The sequence below is a fragment of the Neoakkermansia glycaniphila genome (genome assembly GCF_900097105.1).
In the GTDB taxonomy this organism is placed as follows: domain Bacteria; phylum Verrucomicrobiota; class Verrucomicrobiia; order Verrucomicrobiales; family Akkermansiaceae; genus Akkermansia; species Akkermansia glycaniphila.
Genome location: NZ_LT629973.1, coordinates 2,257,182 through 2,277,535, shown reverse-complemented (window position 1 = coordinate 2,277,535; position 20,354 = coordinate 2,257,182). Strand labels below are relative to the sequence as shown.

General features: G+C 58.9%; 11 protein-coding genes, 1 tRNA gene and 1 other RNA gene. 9 read left to right on the top strand and 4 right to left on the bottom strand.

Features of this window, described 5'->3' with window-relative positions; genetic code table 11:
* From PYTT_RS09525 to PYTT_RS09515, 3 genes are all read right to left on the bottom strand, one after another.
* A complete protein-coding gene (locus PYTT_RS09525; protein ID WP_067777886.1) occupies nt 1–540 on the bottom strand; it encodes a hypothetical protein in 540 nt (179 codons plus the stop codon).
* 365 nt (nt 541–905) lie between these two features.
* Nucleotides 906–1,269: a transfer-messenger RNA gene (gene ssrA / locus PYTT_RS09520) on the bottom strand.
* A gap of 77 nt (nt 1,270–1,346) precedes the next feature.
* Nucleotides 1,347–1,423 (bottom strand) — tRNA-Arg (locus PYTT_RS09515).
* A gap of 296 nt (nt 1,424–1,719) precedes the next feature.
* Here PYTT_RS09515 and PYTT_RS09510 point away from each other — a divergent pair.
* Nucleotides 1,720–2,706: a glycoside hydrolase family 18 protein gene (locus PYTT_RS09510; protein WP_172801806.1), complete on the top strand. Its 987-nt coding sequence runs from the start codon at nt 1,720–1,722 to the stop codon at nt 2,704–2,706.
* A 162-nt stretch (nt 2,707–2,868) separates the two neighbouring features.
* Here the strand turns inward: PYTT_RS09510 and PYTT_RS09505 are convergent, their stop codons facing one another.
* On the bottom strand, nt 2,869–7,332 hold the full coding sequence (locus PYTT_RS09505) for a M16 family metallopeptidase (protein WP_083077130.1): 4,464 nt from the start codon (nt 7,330–7,332) through the stop codon (nt 2,869–2,871).
* A gap of 254 nt (nt 7,333–7,586) precedes the next feature.
* On the opposite strand from PYTT_RS09505, the gene PYTT_RS09500 reads away from it, so the two are divergent.
* The 8 genes from PYTT_RS09500 (at nt 7,587) to PYTT_RS09465 (ending at nt 20,111) form a co-directional block, all read left to right on the top strand.
* Entirely contained in the window at nt 7,587–8,234 is a 648-nt protein-coding gene (locus tag PYTT_RS09500; RefSeq protein WP_067777883.1) for a helix-turn-helix transcriptional regulator, read from the top strand.
* Between the two features lie 137 nt (nt 8,235–8,371).
* The gene (gene menD, locus PYTT_RS09495) at nt 8,372–9,955 is read left to right on the top strand and encodes a 2-succinyl-5-enolpyruvyl-6-hydroxy-3-cyclohexene-1-carboxylic-acid synthase (protein WP_067777882.1); all 1,584 of its coding nucleotides are present in this window, start codon (nt 8,372–8,374) and stop codon (nt 9,953–9,955) included.
* Between the two features lie 10 nt (nt 9,956–9,965).
* A complete protein-coding gene (locus PYTT_RS09490; protein ID WP_067777881.1) occupies nt 9,966–10,859 on the top strand; it encodes a phosphatidylserine decarboxylase in 894 nt (297 codons plus the stop codon).
* Nucleotides 10,860–10,995: 136 nt separating this feature from the next.
* Nucleotides 10,996–11,850 (top strand): AAA family ATPase, encoded by an 855-nt coding sequence (locus PYTT_RS09485; RefSeq protein WP_067777880.1) that lies wholly within the window; start codon nt 10,996–10,998, stop codon nt 11,848–11,850.
* Nucleotides 11,851–11,884: 34 nt separating this feature from the next.
* Nucleotides 11,885–12,211 carry a hypothetical protein gene (locus PYTT_RS09480; protein WP_071133434.1) on the top strand — a complete coding sequence of 109 codons (327 nt, stop codon included), beginning with the start codon at nt 11,885–11,887 and terminating at the stop codon, nt 12,209–12,211.
* 67 nt (nt 12,212–12,278) lie between these two features.
* Complete coding sequence (metH, locus tag PYTT_RS09475) at nt 12,279–16,031, top strand: methionine synthase (RefSeq protein WP_067777878.1); 3,753 nt, start codon at nt 12,279–12,281, stop codon at nt 16,029–16,031.
* 108 nt (nt 16,032–16,139) lie between these two features.
* Nucleotides 16,140–18,086, top strand: coding sequence for a hypothetical protein (locus tag PYTT_RS09470; protein WP_067777877.1), 1,947 nt, complete (start codon nt 16,140–16,142; stop codon nt 18,084–18,086).
* A gap of 33 nt (nt 18,087–18,119) precedes the next feature.
* Entirely contained in the window at nt 18,120–20,111 is a 1,992-nt protein-coding gene (locus PYTT_RS09465) for a hypothetical protein (protein WP_067777876.1), read from the top strand.
* Nucleotides 20,112–20,354 lie beyond the last annotated feature (243 nt).

Below are 20,354 nucleotides of genomic sequence, written 5' to 3'. Positions count from 1 at the left end.
TTACTCGCCTTGTTGTTGAAGAATCTTACCGTCGAGAGACATCGGCAGCCCCGTCGGCAACTGGGGCGAACGCAGCCCCCTCAACTCCGCAGCCGGAGGCGGTGGAGCCTGCAGCACGGGAGCACTGGCCTTCGGCTCGGACAACAGCGCCTCAAGCGACGCATCGCGGGGAGCTCTCATCGAAGAAGAAGAAGCCGTCCCGTCGTTCTGCATCACCATCGACGCAGGCGGCGCTGCAGAACTTTCAGCAGGAGCCACGGCAGCCGGACTCAACTCCGGTGCGGGCACCATCGAATCAGGGGCACCCCCTGCCAAAGCCTCAGAACCGTCGGATGCGCCTCCATCGGCAACGGCAGCATCCGCCTTCGCCTTCTCAGCCTCCTTGCGTACATCCTCTCCTGCTTTCGCGCAATAGCGCGTACGCACGAAACCCGACACCGACTCCTCGGCAACCGGAACATCCGCCGACGGTTGCACCGTCGAACAGGAAGAAAACATCACTGCCGACAACAAAGCGGCAAGCGGCACGGAAAAACGCATAACACCAGCATGCTAGCAAAGCGCCCTGCCGGAATCAAGCCCAAACTCCGCCGAACGAACAAGGACTCCCGGCAGCGCAAGGTGAATGCGGAGTACAACCGGTTCGTCGGGCTTCCGCCTTCGGACCGGCGATGTGTTCCGGGGTGTATCCGGTCCTTTCCTGTTGCAGGCGGGAAAGGGCGCTTTTGTGCCCGGATGGAGAGTGTTTAGAGGCTGTTTGCCCTGTCGGAAGGGGGTATTGGCGTCATTCAAATCCATCAGAATGCGACGCAACTTTGAAAGACAACTGATACAAAAAATGATACACTTTTGGGCAAACAAAAATCGCAAGCGCTTACTGTGAAGCACTTGCGATTGAAATTGAGTGGTGGAGGCGAGGGGAGTCGAACCCCTGTCCTGAACGCCGTCACTGCCGGCATCTCCATGTTCAGACGTATGTAGCTGCATTTGCGTTTGCTTCGCCATACGACAGCTTTGCAACTCGCTAGGGACCTGTGGTTGTCTCGTGGTCAGCGCGGTCTCCCCGCATCGCACCAGCCTACTAAGTTGGCGTCTTTCACCCTAGTAGGCGTCGGGTGTCTGACGTGGCCGGCTAATTAAGCAGCCAATGCGTATTCTTCTTCAGAATAGTTTGCATTTATTGTTTTGAACGGCTTTTTAGATGGCCAGCCGATCAACCATCACATGCAGCCAGCACCTCAAGCATCCAGTCGAAACCAAGGCGCCCCCACTTGTATAGTTTAGAGACAAAAGAACCCACTTTTGTTCAAAGCGGGTCAGATTTTTTTCTCACGCACTGTCGGAGATGGCACGCCCGTAGGGATTCGAACCCCAAACCTTCTGATCCGTAGTCAGACGCTCTATCCAATTGAGCTACGGGCGCTTTCACCGATTCGGCGACCGCTTTCGCGGTGAGGGGAGTATATCGGTTTTCTCGATAATGTCAACCATATTTTTCAATTTTCTTTCAATTCTTCATGTTTCCTCCCATTCTTTCCATTCGGTATCCGCAACAGGGCATGCTTTGAACCAACAAGCCGCACACCCTTCCAGCAACGGCCAATCCTCCATGAAGTTTTCTCTCGACTTGCCGGATCTTTTTCATTATATCCCACTGTGCAGGCAATGGTATCCATACACCCCGGCCATTCCGTTTCTGACTCTTTCCATATCCATCATATGAACAATATCTTTCGCCTGACTCTTGCAACATCCCTGTTTTGTGCGTTGACGACACCCCTTCCGGCGAAACAGGAACCGGCTTCTCCACAAAAAGATCATTCTTCTTTCCTGAGAAGCGATTACTATGTCTGGAACCGCTTTGAAAAACAGGGTGGCCCCAATGCCGAGCAAATCCAGAATATCGAAGTTCTCATTTTTTTCTCTCCTCTCGTTCCGGATGCCAAGGGTAAATTGACCGTCGATCGGAAGTTTGAAGAAGCCCTGGCGAAATTGAAAAAGGCCAAATCGCCGAAAAGCCAAATCTGGCTGGGCCTCGGCGACCTGAGAGCCGTCTCCAAAAACAAACAGGCTACCGACACCCTCGCGAAGGAAACAGTGAATCTCTGCAAAAAATACGGTTTCACTGGCGTTGATATCGACTGGGAAGGCAATGACGATATTCCGGCCAATGTTTATGCCGATGTCCTGAAGTCTCTTTCCGCCGCTTGCAGGAAGGCCAAGCTCGCCATTGCCAATTCCGTAGGTACAGGCCCCCATTACATTGCCAAATCCGCTGCTGTACAGCCCTATTTGGATCACATCAATATCCAGTTCTATTACAGCACGCGCAATGCCATGTCGGTCAATGAGACCAAGCAGGTGCTCGACCGTTTTGAAAAAGCGGGGGTTCCCCGCCGTAAACTGATGATCGGCCTGCCCGTCTACGGCATGGTGGACATGCAGAAAAACAGGAATGCCAAACCTACCGCCCTCGGCTACAATTTCATGATCTCCAAGGGAGCCAAACCGAATGAAAACACATGGGTCAATCCGGAGAACGGAGCCACCTACTATTATAGCGGCCAACCCCTGATCCGTTCGAAAGTCGATTTCGCCAAGAAGAACGGCTACGGCGGCGTGTTCACCTGGGAGTTGACGATGGATGCTCCCTATTCCTCACCTCAATCCATTCTCCGCGTACTCGACGAAGCCTGCAAGCGGTGACGCAAACACACAGCACACACCATACAAGGCAACCCTCCGGCTGCCTTCTTTTATTTCAGGGAGAGCTGCCACGGCTGCCATTTTCCATTCCGTTTCCATGCGGCACGAAAAAACCGCTTCCCCATCGAGGAAGCGGTTGAAAGATATCGTGGCAGATAATCCCTACTTTTTCATCCTGATTTCGGCTTTCTCACCCTTCTTGAGATCAAGCTCACGAAGCAGGATGAAATCGTTCGTCAAAACGCCGATTTCTCCGATGGGTTTTTCCTGGCCGTTGACCGTCACCGTCGCACTCTTGTAGTCGGTACGAGCGGGCAGCCACACGGCAAATTCACCCTTCTGGTCGCGGTTGGCCGTCACGGTGAGCCCGTTCTTCTGCCATGTCACATGCCATGGAGATTTGGCATGCGATTCATCCAAGCGAGCGACCCATTTCGGATCACCGTAGAACGCCATGACATCGCGGTCATGCACCAGTCCCAATGGATCCTGCCCCATGCCATAGCCTGCTTGGACAATACCCTTGATGAATTCCTGATCCTGACGCAGGGAAGTGTTGATATCGACACCGTTGAACTGCACATTCATCAGCTTCGGGAATTCGCGTATCGTACGGTCGAGGATGAACTGGTTGTTCAAATACCAAGCTTCGGCCAGATTGCTGGCATCGTGGTTGTTGAAAAACAGCCCCAAAGTACCCCAGCCGCTTTTGCCGTACCACGACGGGACGGTATAGCCCGTCGCCTGATTGCAGCCGTAGCCGCTCAGAGCCGTCACAGCCATGGAATTCTTCGTATTCTTCACATCGCCGAAGAGGCAGTTTCCGGCGGCAAGCCAAACCTTCGGTTCCTGATCCGGTTTGATCGTTTCGAAGTGCTTGGTGTCGAGGAATTGCTTCAGCTTCGTCTCGTCCGCTCCAAAGAGAACGCCGGAAAGCAGGCTCGCGTAAGCACTGCGATCCTGTCTTTTCAGGATATGGAATTTGTTATCGGAAGAAACGATCAAGCCGACTTCAAACGGCATTTCCAGATTGTACTGGGTCGCATGGGAGGATGTCACCAGCAATTGAGGCTTGTCCTTCTCCATAAATTCCACAAATTTGTGAACCATTCCTTCCTTGACCAGCTTCCTGCCTTCGGGAGTATCGACAAGCACCTTGTCGGATTGCACGCCCAGCCGGCCTTTTTCGCCGTACTGGATATCGGTCGGTTCCTTGTACCCTTCCTGCTCCAGAACGTGGAACGGCTTCCAGTCCGTGATGCACATGCTCTTTTCAAAGCGGGAGGCATCGATATTCGTCGTACCGCCACCGCGCTTGATGATGAGAGGCTCCTTCGCATCGGCAATGCGCTGGGCATCGGCAGCGGTATAGCCCGTCACCATGCCCCAGATGCAGTCGCCGAAGGGATCGGCATCGAATTCGCGGGTCAGCCTGTGATAGTGGGTCACGACAGGACGAGAAAGCTCTTCCGGCTTGCCGACGATGGCAAGATAGCGGGGAGCCATCTTCTTCAGCTTATCGGAGCCGGATGTCACATCGCCGTCCAGCACGACGAGAGTGCCGCCATGCTTCGTGACCAGCGTATCGGCCACATGCTTCCATGCGGGATCCTGAGCCGTTTTCCCGGAGATGGCAACCACATAGTCGGCATCCGCCTTCGACATGCTGCAATAGGCTACGGGAACCATTGCGGCAGGCGCGGCAGTATCTGCGTCCGCTGCCTGCGGCTTACCGGACTCCCCCGCCTTCGGGGCGACCTCCTTCGTGCCGCCCATATCGGGCATGATGCTGATGCCGGTCGCCTTGTCGTTGCCGAACACTTCCTTGGCCAGAACATTCAGTTCATCCAGAGTAATGGACTTAAGGTCATTAATCAGATTGCGGGCAAGTTCGATATTCTCGGGTTCCGACTGGGAATCCGCCGCGACTCCCATCCAGTAGCCGTTCGTCCGCAAGGCCTTTTCGGCAGCCGTGATGATCGGGCGGATGGCGCATTCGAATTCTTTTTCCGTGATCTGTCCGCGGCCGAGTTCCGTCGAGATGATATTGATCGCGGCACGTACCTTGTCATGGTTGCGCTTCACGCCGGGGCAGTTGATGATCATGCGGGCGGCATCCTTGTAGGTCGGATTCAGATCGAGATCGACGGACGGCGAATAGGCCTCGCCGAGCTTGGCGCGGATACCGTCGAACAAACGTTCACGCAACACGGATTTCAGCACATTCAAGCGGCGGTTGCGCTTCTTGTCCATGCCGTCGCCGCAGGGGCGAACCTGCGCCACGATCGTACGGTCGATCGACGACGGGTATTCGAACGTCTTCGTTTCGCCCCATGGAGCCATATCCAGCGTCACATCGGCACCGGAATATTTGGCGAACTCCGTCTTGCGCTGCGGCATCGCGCCGATCGTCTTTTCCAGAAGGGGAATCACATCGTCCACCTTGAAATCGCCTGTCAGCGTCACTTCCATCGGGGCATTCTGCAGATAGGGCGTCAGCCACTCGCGCACCTGGTCGCTCGTGCGAGCGCTCAACTGTTCCTTTTCCGGGAAGGAGAGACGCACATCGTTCCGGTACAGATAGGCAGGCACCTTCTGCTGGAACACGCCATCCGGATCATGCGCCAGCTGGGCATACAGCAGGTCGATCATGCGGCGGAACTGCACCTCGGCTTCGGGACGGTATCCGGGGTGAAGAATATTAGCCACAAGCAGCTTCAATTGCAGCTCAAGGTCGTTCATCTTGGTCGAACCGCCCAGAGAGAAATGCTTGTCGTCCAGATCGAACCCTACGCCGACCGTGCGGCCTGCCAGCAGGCGCTGCAAGTCGTTGGAGGAATGTTTCTCCAGACCGCCGCCACCCATGATGACCGGAGCCAGAACCCACAGGCCGGCCCTATCCTTCGGCATCGACTTCACGCCGCCGTCGATCTGGGCCTTCACGGAAATGCTGTTCTTCGAGAAATCCGTGGGCTTCAGGTTCACCTTCACGCCATTGCTCAACGTCAGCTGGGTAATGCCCAGATCGGCAATCTCCTGGCGGGCCGCCACCTTGCCGGGCGTTCCGCAATCATCGTAGGCAAATGCCTTGGAACCTTCCGACTTGTATGCCTGAACGGGAACCTGCTGAGAATCCTTGTACGCCTTCATCACTGCTTCATCCGTCGCATCATCGCCCAGCTTGCCGGATACGACGATACGGGCCTTGTCCGCATCCCATGCCTTCTTGAGAGCGGCATGGCACAGCTCGGGAGTCAATGTGGCAAAACCCTTGTTCACTACGCGCAAATCTTCTTCCGGAGCCGTAAAAACGGTATTGTCATCCAGAGTGGACACGATGCCCTTGGCAATCCGGGACGACGTCACGGTGGGCCATGAACGAACCGCATCATTGAGACCGTTCAGCATCGATGCCTTGGCCTCCTCCAACTCTTCAGGCTGGAAACCGTATTCGCATGCGCGGCGCATCTCCTGCTCGATCGCTTCAAGCGTCGGCTTCCACTTGTCGGGGTTCGTCGCCGAACTGATGGAAACCATATCCGCCACACGCAGCATATCGCCCTTCCCTGCACCGGCTTTGATGTAAGGGCATTCCGCTTTCTCAAGCATGCGCTCAAGACGTCTGTTCAGCATCGAAAACGCCATTTCGAGAGGCATATCCTCCAGCCGCTGTTCAACCGTATCGGGTTTTTCCGCAAACGGCGATATCATCTGGATGGACACGCTGGCATTCGAACCCTCAGGATCCTTGAACACGCGGGCGGCAAGCCCCATATCCTTCAATGCGCCAAGCTCCTGCTTGAAATTGTCTTCCTTCGCTTCCATGGAGCCGAAATACTTCTCGACCCACTGCTTGCCCTGCTCCGGGGTAATATCGCCGGAAATCACCACACTCATGCGCCCGGGGATATAATGCTTGCCGTAATAATCGAGGAACTTATCGCGCTGGCCGTTCATGATGAACTCCTCTTCCCCGATCGGCATATACTGAGCCACCTTGGAACCGTTCAACAGGAAATCCATCTGCTGCTTGAGCACGCGGTAGGAAGTCGAATCCCGCACCTTCAGTTCGCTCATGATAATACCGCGCTCCTTGTCGATGGCATCCGCTTCAAGCGTCGCACCGTCCGCGAAATCACGCATCACCTTCATGGCAAAATCGACCGTCTCCTCATCAAGCTTCGGAAGATCCAGCATGTAAACCGTCTGTAGGAACCCCGTATAGGCATTCGCATCTCCGCCGAAGCCGAGACCGAGGCGCTGCATATTGGGAATCAGCTCTCCACGCTTGAAATTACGGCTGCCGTTGAACTCAAGATGTTCGATAAAATGGGAAATCCCCTTGTTCGACTCGTCTTCATTCAGCGAGCCGGTCTTCACATACAACCGCACACTGGCACGACCCTTGGGTTCCGCCGTCGGGCGGATGTAATAGGTCAAACCGTTATCCAGCTTGCCGACCACAAGAGAAGGATCCTGCTGCAACGTATCGCGGACGGGCACAGACGCCGCCGCCTTGGCGGGTGAAAGAGGAGCCTGCTGAACCTGCCCGGCCTGGGCATAATGGGCTAGACTCAGGCACAACAGGGCAAGAGTCATCCTTGCGGAAATATGTTGATTATTCATATTGCTTCTCTATCTGCCACACCCACCCATGTATGTCAAGAGACAAAGAGGACATGAACAGGACTGAAAACAATATATAACATGTTAGAAAATTGAATAACATACAACCTAACCGTTATGTTAGATTAATGATTAACATGAAAATATCAGGCATATTTTTCCATACAGAACTCTCTCCATCAATTCATTACAAAAAACTCTATTTTTCTTGTTGCATCGAATCCACCTCATGCACATCATAAAACACTCATTGTTTGATACTACCGATCAAACAAGACCACGAAAACGGCTTCCTGTATTTTACGCAGGGAGCCTCAACCCCGAACCACGACACAAAAATCATGCCACACCCGCACCACATCCCGAGAACACTCATCGGCAAAGGAGGAATCAAACTCATCAACCTGCCGGGAGTCATTTACCCGGAATCGATACTCAACATCTCTCCGGGCATCGACAAACGAACCGGCAAGGCGTATGCCAAAGCACCTTCATGGGGTATCACCACCAGAGAAGCCATGCGGCTCCTGCACTGCAGCGCACCCGCCGTCCGGCGGAAACTGGGCGCAAGCAAAGTCAAATTCCACCGCGTACGCCGCCCGGACGGGCCGCCGGAAATATACTGGAACCGCAAACATGTCGAAGACATTGCCCGAAACAGCGCACCCATCGTCAAAACCCAGCCGCGCAAACTGCTCAACACCGAAGAAGCCATCGCCCTCCTCGGACTGGCCCGCAGCGCGCTCTACCGCTACACTCACAGCGGACGCCTTCAAGTCACCGTCGTACGCATCATGACGCAACGTGGCCTCAGAAACCGCTGCTTCTACCGCCGTTCCGAAATCATCTCATTGGTCAAATACATTCAATCCAAACGCAAAAACAAGGAAAAACACCCCTGATTCCCCCTCTCCGCATACAGCCGGCCGAAGCGACTCCCGCCCGGCCGGCTACTCGAAACGGGTGAATCGCCGCAACAGGAATTATCCTTGCCCCGCTCCGGGCATCCTGCTACCATCGACCTGTAACTGTCGAAACCATGCGTCCACTCATCACTACTTGCTGCCTTGCAGGCATCCGCGAATGGGTCTGCTGCCCCGGCGCGCGCAACGCCGCCATCCTGCAAACCCTCTCCCAATGCACCGAACTCAAAACGTGGACGCACTTCGATGAACGTTCCGCTGCCTTCTTCGCCCTCGGCCGCATCCAGGCCTCCGGGTGCCCCGTCGCCGTCACCACCACCTCGGGCACAGCTGCGGCGGAACTCCTCCCCGCCGTCATCGAAGCCTACTACCAGCGCAGACCGCTCCTCATCGTCACCGCAGACCGACCCGCCGCCTACTGCGGCACCGGAGCCCCGCAAAGCATCGAACAAACCAACCTCTACGGCACCTACGCCCCCACCATCGAACTGGCGGCCCCCCTCAGCCTTCCGGACATGCCCGACATCGCCGCCATGCTCGCCAAAGGCTTCCCCGTCCACCTCAACGTCCGCCTCCCCGAGCCGGACCTCAAAGCCGCGCCTCCCGGCTTCGACTGCACCCCGGCCGACCCGCCCGAACCTCCACCCTTCCGGGGCAACACCGCCGACCTCTGCCGCATGATCCGCTTCCATGCATACAACGGCCTCGTCCTCCTCATCGGCGGACTCGACCCCGATGAACAGGAACCCGTCCTCTGGCTTGCACAAACCCTCCGGGTACCCGTCATCGCCGATGCCACATCCGGCCTCCGCGAAGAACTCGAAGACTACGCCCTGCACGACGGCGACTCCATCCTCCGCCAAAACCCGCCCCCCTACGTCCTCCGCGTCGGCGACGTACCCGTCGGCCGCTTCTGGAGAGACCTCGAAGACCTGCCCCAGTGCAAAGTATACTCCATCACCCGCACCGGCTTCTCCGGCCTCGCCCGCGAATCCTGCACCATCACCGGGCACATGGAAAACATCATGCCCGCCCTGGGCGACCTCCCCCATGTAGGAGACGTCAACAACCTCCGCAAACACTCCCGCAAACGCGAAGCCCTCATCGAAGAACTCCTCCTCACCTACCCGGAAAGCGAAGCGGCGCTCACCCGCACACTCTCCCTCCGCGCCTGCCTCGGCGACACCGTCTTTCTCGGCAACTCCTCCCCCGTCCGCCTCTGGAACGCCTATGCCCAATGGCACGTCCCCACCACCTACGTCCGTGCCAACCGTGGAGCCAACGGCATCGACGGACTCGCCGCCACCTACCTCGGCAACACCGTCGGTAGCGAACAATCGTGGTGCTTCATGGGCGACCTCTCCGCCCTCTACGATGCCAACGCACCCGCCATGCTCCCGCAGCTCCCGCAGGGGCAGCGCCTCGTCGCCATCATGAACAACCAGGGCGGCGGCATCTTCCGACAGCTCCCGCACGGCAGCGAACTCACCGCGGAAATGGAACGCCTCCTCGTCCAGCCGCACGACATCTCCCTCCACGCCCTCGCCGAACTCTGGGGCGCACGCCACATCACCATCCGCACAGCGGACGACTTCGACCAGCTCGACGACCTCCCCGAAGACACCCTCGTCCTCGCCGAAATCCTGCCCGACGCCGAACAAACGGCCTCCTTCCACCAGCAACTCACCGCCTCGCGCTGACCCCACACCCATGAAGGGCATCCAATACTACGACCGCTACCGGAAAACCATCGCCACCGAACAAGTACTCGGCGAAGGCTACCTCCGCTTCATCTACGGCAACCCCCTCGGCAAACTCGCCCTCCACACCCTCGTCAAACGCGCCTTCTTCTCCCGCATCCTCGGCCGCCGCATGGATGCCCCCTCCAGCAAAAAGGCCATCGCCGACTTCATCCGGGAATACGGCATCGACATGGACGAAGCCCTCCTCCCCGCCGAAAACTACGCCACCTTCAACCAATTCTTCTACCGCCGCCTCAAACCCGGCGCACGCCCCGTCTGCACGGGAACCACCGTCGCCTTCCCGGCAGACGCCCGCCACAGCGGCTGGCAGGATGCCTCGGCCATGGAAAGCGTCTTCGTCAAAGGCCAGCAATTCGACCTCCCCGCCCTCCTCGGCAGCGCCGAACTCGGCGAACGCTACGCACGGGGCAGCATCGTCCTCTCCCGCCTCTGCCCCACGGACTACCACCGCTACCACTTCGCCGCCTCCGGCACCCCCTCCCCAGCCCTCCTCATCCCCGGTCCTCTTGCCAGCGTCTCCCCCTACTGCCTCCGCAAAAAACTCGCATGGCTCTGGACCAACAAACGCGAACTCACCCTCCTCGACACCCCGGACTGCGGCACCGTCGCCATCCTCGCCGTCGGAGCCACCGGAGTCGGAGCCATCCACCAGACATACACCCCGGGCCAGCCCGTCGCCAAAGGCGATGAACAAGGCTACTTCGCCTTCGGAGGCTCCACCATCATCACCTTCTTCGAGCCGGGCCGCATCCGCCTCGCCCCCGACCTCCTCGAACAAACCTCCCGCTGCACCGAACTCTACGCCCGCCAGGGCGACTGCATGGGGGAAATCATCGTCTGAGCCTGCGGCTAATTTGCCAACAACTCCTTCATGATCAGAATCAACCTTCCAGCATGCTCCTCATGGCCCTGACTCCGTCGTGACCTCGCCCGCGCGTTGCTTACAGCCCCCTTACCCGAACATTCGACACCCCGGCATGCTCTACCTCTCCTCATTCTCATTCCCGACTCAGGAACAGGAAGAAACCTACCTTCATGGCCTCCAACTCACCTGCTACGACACCTGCTACCCCTTCCAAACCATCAGCAGAAAAACCATCGAACACATCAGCTTCTCCCCCTTCACCATCCTCTACGGCGGCAACGGCTGCGGCAAAACAACCATCCTGAACATCATCGCCGAAAAACTCCGCCTCCGGCGCGAATCGCCATTCAACAAAACCGACTTTCTGGAACCCTATCTGCAACATTGCCAGGCCGAAACCAAAACGCCCCCACCCGGCGGCAGCCGCATCATCACCAGCGACGACGTCTTCGACCACATCCTCAGAATCCGGCAAACCAACAGCGAAATCGACTCCGCCCGGGAAAAACTCTTCCGACGATACGAAGACAACAGAACCACACGCTTCCGGCTCAACTCCATGGAAGACTACGAACAGCTGAAAGACATCAACCTCTGCAAAAAAATCAGCAAATCCCAATACATCCGCCGCAACAACCACGACAACATCCGCACACAATCGAACGGAGAAAACGCCCTCCGCTACTTCACCGGCATGATCACGCAGGATGCCCTCTACCTGCTGGATGAACCCGAAAACAGCCTCTCGGCGGAAAACCAGCAAAAACTGGCCCAATTCCTCGAAGACTCCTGCAGATTCTACAACTGCCAATTCATCATCTCCACGCACTCCCCCTTCCTCCTGTCCATCAAAGGAGCCAAAGTATACGACATGGACGACCCGCCCTTCGCGGCAAAAAAATGGACGGAACTCAAAAACGTCCGACTCTTCCACGAATTCTTCCTCAAACACGCCCCGGAATTCTAACCTCCACGCCCCGCCCCCTAGGAAACACAACATCATGACCAAACGCTCTCTCCTCCCCCTATGCTGGTATCTGATGGCCTACCTGCCTGCACTCATCGTTGGCGAATACTACTACACTGCCCTCGTCCTCCTCGCATACGCACTGGCACAAGGCAGTGCATGGCTCGGCCGGCAAACCCCATGGAAATACATCTGGAGCACGGGAATACTCCTGCTGGGTATACACAGCGGCCTGCTGAACCTCATCCCGCGCACACTTGAAGACTTCCCCTCAGAAGATTTTCATGTAAGCAGCTACATCGGCATCACCTTCCTCATCGGCGCCTGCATCCTCCACAAAAACACACCGGCCCCCGTCTGAGCGAACGCCCACCTGCGGACGCATTCATGCCTTGATTCCACAAGCCCTTCCCGCTACAATCCGCCGCATGACGACACCGCTTGCACGGCAAACCTTCCTCCGCGACGAACCCGCCCGGCGCATCCTCATCCTCGACGGTGCCATGGGCACCAACATCCAGCGCTTCGGACTGCAGGAAAAAGACTACCGAGGCGAACGCTTTGCCGACACAAGCGCCTACCCCAAAGACCTCAAAAACAACAACGACGTCCTCACCCTCACCCGGCCCGAAATCATCCGCGACGTCCACGACCGCTTCCTCTCCACCGGGCAGGCCGACATCATCGAAACCTGCACCTTCAGCGCCACCACCATCGGCCAGCACGACTTCTTCCACACCTCCGGCCGCGAAAAACACGACCAGGCCTACTTTCAGGAAGTAGTCACCAACGAACCGCTCCGCACCCTCGTCCGCGAAATCAACCTCGCCGCCTGCCGCATCGCCCGTGAAGCATGCGACGCCGCCGAAGCCATCGACGACCGCCCCCGCCTCGTCGCGGGCTCCATCGGCCCCATGCCCGTCACCTGCTCCCTCTCACCGGACGTCAACGACCCCGGCTTCCGCGCCGTCACCTTCGAACAGCTCCGCATCGCCTACCGCGACCAGATCCTCGCCCTCCTCGACGGCAGCGTAGACACCCTCCTCGTCGAAACCATCTTCGACACCCTCAACGCCAAAGCCGCCCTCTTCGCCATCGAAGAAATCTTCGACGAACAGCCCGAACGCCGCATCCCCGTCATGATCTCCGTCACCATCACGGACCGCGCGGGCCGCACCCTCTCCGGGCAAACCATCGAAGCCTTCTGGAACTCCATCCGGCATGCCGCCCCGTACAGCGTCGGCATCAACTGCGCCCTCGGGCCGGACCTCATGCGCCCCTTCGCCGAAGAACTCTCCCGGCTCGCCGACTGCCACCTCTCCATCTACTCCAACGCCGGACTGCCCAATCCACTCAGCCCCACAGGCTACGACCAGACTCCCGAAGACATGGCCGCCCACATGCGCTCCTACGCGCAGAACGGCCTCCTCAACATCGTCGGCGGCTGCTGCGGCACCACCCCCGAACACATCGGAGCCATCGCCGAAGCCGTCCGGGGCATCGCCCCGCGCCGCCCCGCACCTCCTGCGGCAATGCCCGCCATGCGCCTCTCCGGCTACGAAGCCTACAACCACAGCCATGCCATGAACACCATGTTCATCGGCGAACGCTGCAACGTCGCCGGCTCCCCCAAATTCGCCCGCCTCATCCGCGAAGGCAAATACGAAGAAGCCGTCGCCATCGCCCGCCAGCAGGTCGAAAACGGAGCCGTCGTCCTCGACTTCTGCTTCGACGACGGCCTCATCGACGCCCCGAAAGCCATGACCCGCTTCCTCAACCTCGTCAGCGTCGAACCGGACATAGCACGCGTCCCCTTCATGGTCGACTCCTCCAAATGGGAAGTCCTCGAAGCCGGGCTCCGCTGCCTCCAGGGCAAAGGCATCGTCAACTCCATCTCCCTCAAGGAAGGTGAAGAAGAATTCATCCGCCGTGCACGCCTCATCCGCCGTTACGGAGCCGCCGTCGTCGTCATGGGTTTCGATGAAAAAGGACAGGCAGCCAACGACACCGACCGCATCCGCATCGCCGACCGCGCCTACGACATCCTAGTCAACCGCGTCGGCTTCCCGCCCGAAGACATCATCTTCGACCCCAACGTCCTCACCGTCGGCACTGGCATCGCCGAACATGCCGACTACGCGCTGGACTTCTTCAAAGCCGCCGCCGTCATCCACGAACGCCACCCCCTCTCCCACATCTCCGGCGGCATCTCCAACGTCTCCTTCGCCTACCGGGGCAACAACCCCATCCGCGAAGCCATGCACGCCGCCTTCCTCTACCATGCAGGCAAGGCCGGGCTCGACGTCTGCATCGTCAACGCCGGCATGCTCGAAGTTTACGATGAAATCCCCGCCGACCGCCTCGAACTCATCGAAGACGTCCTCCTCAACCGCAGACCCGACGCCACCGAACGCCTCACCGCCTGCGCCGAAAAACTCGCCGCCGAAAAAAACGCCGACCCCGAAGCCGCGAAAAAACCCGCCCTTGAATGGCGCGGCGGCACCGTTGCCGAACGCCTCTCCCACGCCCTCGTCAAAGGCATCACCGACTACATCGAGGCAGACACCCGCGAAGCCCGCGAACAATACGGCTCCCCCCTCGCCGTCATCGAAGGCCCCCTCATGGACGGCATGAAAACCGTAGGCCAACTCTTCGGAGACGGCAAAATGTTCCTCCCACAGGTCGTCAAAAGCGCCCGCGTCATGAAACAGGCCGTCGCCGTCCTCACCCCCGAACTCGAAGCCGCCAAAGCCACCTCCGACGCCGCCGAAGCCGGCCACATCATCATCGCCACCGTCAAGGGAGACGTCCACGACATCGGCAAAAACATCGTCGGCGTCGTCCTCGCCTGCAACGGCTTCCGCATCCGCGACCTCGGCGTCATGGTCAGTTGCGACGACATCCTCGCCGCCGCCCGCGAAGAAAACGCGGACATCGTCGCCCTCTCCGGCCTCATCACCCCCTCCCTCGACGAAATGGCCCACGTCGCCGCCGAAATGCAGCGGCAGGGCTTCCGCATCCCCCTCATGGTCGGCGGAGCCACCACCTCCCCCCTCCACACCGCCCTCAAAATCGCGCCCAACTACGAAGGCCCCGTCGTCCACACCTTCGACGCCTCCCAGATCGTCCCCGCAGCCGCAGCCCTCGTCGGCTCGCAAAAGGAAACCTACATCTCCGACCACTTCACCCGGCAGGAACACATCCGCGACAAATACTTCGCCAAAAACCCCGCCGAACTCTACACCCTCGCCGAAGCCCGCGCCCGCGCCCTCCAAACAGACTGGGAACACGCCTCCATCCTCCAGCCCAAACTCACCGGCACCTTCACCCTCTCTTCGGACACCTCCCGCTGCTCCTGCTGCTCCCCGCAGGAAAACCGCCTCTTCGGCATCGACCTCCACGAACTCGTCGACCTTGCAGACTGGTCCATGCTCTTCCACGCATGGGAACTCGGCGGCGTCTGGAGCGAAAAGAAAAAAACCTTCCGCGACAACGCAGACCCCGCCAAACTCGCCGCCGCGCAATCCCTCTATCAGGATGCGAAAACCCTCCTCGCCCAGGCCATCAAAGAATCCCGCTACCAGGCCCGGGGAGTCATGGGCATCTTCCCGGCCAACTCCGAAGGCGACGACATCCGCCTCGAAAACGGCGCCGTCCTCCACACCATGCGCCAGCAGGCCAAACTCGACAAACCTCGCCTCGCCCTCGCGGACTACGTCGCCCCCGCCCCGCACCGCGACCATATCGGAGCCTTCGCCATCTCCATCCACGGCGTCAAGGAATGGGCGGACGAATGGGAAAAGAAAAACGACCCCTACCGCGCCATCCTCGTCGCCTCTCTGGCGGACATGCTCGTCGAAGCCTTCGCCGAAGCCACCCACCGCCGCATGGGGGAAGTATGGGGCATCTCCGCCAGCGAAACCGTCCGCCCTGCCGCCGGATACCCCAGCCAGCCCGACCACCGCGAAAAAGGCATCATCTTCGACCTCCTCCGAGCCACCGAACACGCAGGCATGCAACTCACCGACACCTTCATGATGCAACCCGTCTCCGCCGTCTGCGCCCTCGTCTTCGCCCACCCGCAGGGCACCTACTTCAGCGTAGGCCCCATCGGAGAAGACCAGAAAACCGACTACGAAGCACGCTTGCAGCAACCTCCCGGCAACGCACAAAAAGCTTGACGGCAGCTGAAAAAGGCGGCTATCATACATGCAAGCGAAGGTCTAACCCTTTCGCGCAGGTCTATTTCATCCCTTCTGTCCCATCACCCATCAACCGAAACAGCCCCCATGCATGCCGGACTCCTCTGCCTAGCACTCGCCGGAACCCTCGCCCTGCCCCTGTCGGCTGAGGAAAACACCGCCACCACCGACCTCCTCCGGCAAATGGCGGAACGCCCTCTCACGCAAACACACACTGCCTCCGACATCGCTACGGTGGCAAACATGAGAGCCGAATACTTCCCCGACCTCGCCCTCATCCCGGCCGATGCGGAAGCATTCCTCACCATCCCCGACATCCCGGCAAGCATCAACCGCCTCACCACCTTCCTCCCCGTCGCCTTCATCCTCGATGAACTGCAGGAAGAAGGCATCTCCTTCTCCGCACCGCCCTTCCGCTCCCTCACCATCGCCACCGGTCCCGGCACCGCCGCCGCCCTCGGCCGCACCGCCGAACTATTGCAAACCGCCCTCTCCCAAACCATCAGCCTCGCCGTCGAAACGACCTCACCGGAAGCAGGCCAGCAAACGTTCAACCGCATCGCCAGCCTCTGGAACATCACCATCGCAGACATCATCACCCGGCAGCCCCCCACCATCACCTGCATCGCCGCACTTACCCCCGAAGGGCATCGTTCCGTGCAGCAATCCCTCTCCAGGATCAAAACCCTCATGAACAGCAGTGAGAACGGTGCATCATGGCACGAAGGCCGGTATGCGGGCCTCTCATGGCAGGGCCTTCGCATCCTGCCTAACACCAACTTGCACAACAACTTCGACCGCCTTTTCAGCACGCCGGAATCAACGGATCAAGAGCAACAGACCCTGCAATCCTTCGCCCAACGCATCGAAGACCAAACACTCTACCTCCTCACCGCCGTCAAAGATGGCAAACTCCTCATCGTCCTCTGCGAAAACCCGGAAAAAGACATCCGGCTAGCCGCCACCCCGGCACAATCCGTCCTCGCCACCCAAAAGGTAGACATCGCCGACGGCAAACTCACCCCCGCCACACCGCCTGACCTCCTCTTCCACCTCGGCAGCCAGCCCAACACAACGGCTGCAGAAATCTGCGGACTCTCCGGCATCATCTGGGGAGACCGCGGCGCCCACCTCGAACTCTCGGAACGCAGCTCCGGCACCGCCACACTCCTCGACTTCGACACCCCGCTGAAACTCGCCTCCATGGCGAACCTCCCGGAAACCATCCTCTATGCCGAAGGCGCACTCTCGCCCCAGGCGCAAACCGCCGTCAACGGCTTCTACTCCTGCCTTGCATCGCTGGGCCACAGCCTCTCCGGCAAACTCCCCATCCCTCCGGAAGCTCTCGCCGCAGGGAACGGCCTGCATCAAATCCTCTCCAGCCTCGGAGGCAGAACCGCCATCCTCGTCAACAACCGGGGCCGCATGCCGGACATCCTCGCCTCCGAACCTCTCGGCTACCCCGAGGTCAAAGATCTCGACCTCCCCAGCCCCGCCCTCTACAAAACCATCGCAGACGCCCCCCTCCTCGAACAAGGATGGGCCACGCTGGAACCCGTACTGAAACAAGGCCTCACAACCACGAAATTCTCCCCTCTGGGGTGGCCCTCCCTCCGGCACAGCACCCGCAATGGCATCTCCACCTGCACCTTCACGCCCACCGTTCGCCCGGCCGGCTTCAAAGTCACCGGCAAAACGCAAATCTCCCCTCAGGAATTTGTCCTCAACAACATAGCCGTCTCCCGCACCGGCACATCCCTCGCCATCGGCACTTCTCCGGCATACACCGAAGAAATCGTCCGCACCGCCGAAACCTCCTCCGGCAACATCAAAGGAGCAGCCTTCGCCTTCCGCATGGAAGCGGTCAAACAACTCATGAACCGCAACTTTGCCGTCCTCCGCGCCCGGGGCACCGACACCATGAAGGCACAGGGAGCCTTCAACCTCATCTTCGCGCAAATCGACGGCCTCTATGCCACCGTCACCCGGCAACCCGGCACGACATACACCCACATCTACTTCAAAACAAAATAACACTTTCCCCTCCACAACACACATCATCAAACCATGAAAACAAGACACACCCTGATGCTCCTCGCAGCATCCCTCACCACCCCGGCTCTGCATGCTCAAACGGCAGACACCGCCCCTCTCACACCCATCCTCAAGGAACTGGCCGCCGTACCGAAGTCGCCCGCCCTCACGGCCGACCAGCGCGCCGCCAAACTCGGAGACATGGCACTCCTCCCGGCAGACACGGAAATGTACCTCTCCCTGCCGCACATCGACCAGACCGTCGCCAACCTCCAGACCTCCCCGCTCATGGCGCCTCTCATGATGCTCATGCAGCAGAAAGGCATCCAGCTCAACTCCTTGCCCGTCACCTCCTTCACCGTCGCCACGGGCCCCGGCAGCTCGGCTCTCCTTGCCAAAAGCTACATCACCCTCCTCCAGGCATTGCCGCACCTCTGCAACAGCATGAGTAAAACCCACATGCCGGAAACAGTCAGCCTCGAAACTCTCGACTCCTCCGTCCAGAGCCTCGTCTCCTCCCACCTGCCGTCCGTCACGGTCATCGCCGGAATCGACCCTCAAATGGCTGCCATGGCTCCGATGTTCTTCGAGCAAATGAAACAAAAGGCAGCAGCCAGCTCCGACCCCACCGCCCAGTGGCATGAAGGCACCTACGCCGGCCTCAACTGGCAGGGAGCCAAACTCATCGGCAAAGAACTCGCCGCCAACCTCCGCGAAAAAGCGCAAGGTGACGCCCACGCAGCCATGCTCAACGGCATCGCCGACAAACTCGCCACGCGCGACTTCTACCTCCTCGCCACCGTCAAGGACAACAAAGTCATCCTCTCCTTCACGGAAAACCCGGAAAAAGACATCAAAATCGCAGCCACTCCGGCAGAATCCATTCTGGCTACGAACAAAGTCGCCTTCGCCGATGCGCGCATGGACAAAAACCCCGACATGCTCGGCTACATCGACGCCGCCTTCACGAAAAACATTCTGGATGCCGTCTCAAGCGGAACCCTCGCAGCCCTCACGCCGCAGCAGCAGGCCTTCATGATGCAAAGCGCAAAAATGGCCACTCCGGCAGCCTCCTCCATGATCGTCTGGGCTGACAAGGGCGTCCACTTCGAAGCCATCAACGGCAACTCCACCGCCATCGACCTCGACAGCCCGCTCCGCCTCATCGGCCTCGCCGACAAGCCGGAAACCATCCTGTACACCGAAGGTGCCCTCTCCACGCCCATGCAGCAAATGCTTGCAGCACAATCCATCTCTGGCATCGACCTCCTTGTCAACGCCAGCAAAAAGAAAGCTCCAGCCGATCCCAACACCATCACCATCGACCTCACTCCTCCTCAACAGGTCCTTGAGATGGTCAAGGGATGTCTCCAGGCCATCTCCGGCATGAACGGCCGCTATGCCCTCCTCATGGACAACAAGGGAACCATGCCCGATGCCGCCAAACTGCACCCCGCATACGGCCCGTATTTGGACGGATTCGCCCTCCCCCGCCTCGCCCTCTATGCGGGAGTATCCGATCGCGCCGCCATCGGCAACGCATGGACCACCATCGAAACGGCAGGCAAACAGCTCCTCGCCCAAAGCAACAGACCGAACCTCGCGTGGCCCGCTCAAACCGTCCAACAGGCGGGCGGCATCACCAACTACAGCTTCAAGAACGAAGCAGGAAACGTGGCGGAAGACGGCATCAACTCGCTTGCGGCCGGACTCGCCAACGTCTTCGTCAGCATCTCGGACAAATCATGGGCCATCGGCGGCTCACCCGACTACACCTCGTCAGTCGTCGCCACAGCGGACAACCCGATCAGCAGCGGTCTGAACGGCTCCGTCTTCGCCCTCCGGTTTGCACCCATTCAGGAAATGCTCAACAAAGACCTCCCCATCCTCCAGCAGATGGGCATCAACACCCTGAAGGCTCAGGGCATCATGTCCTTCATCTTCTCGCAGGTGGACGGACTCTACGCCACCATGAACAGGCAGGGCGACACCATCCGCACCCACTACTACTTCAAAACGAAGTAACAACACGCGGAATACCGACACTCATCCCCCTGCCCGGCCTGCCGGACAGGGGGAAACCTTTTCCGGAAAACGCGCAACCCCTTGGCAAAACGCCGAATCCGCCCCATAGCCGAACAAAAAACGACCTCGAAATATAGAAAGCGGATTATCAATCCGGTGTCAACAAAAACGTCAAACATTATTTACATTCAGACAGCCACACAACAAAGCAAACCCGGAAGCCCAAAAAAGAAAGCCACAACA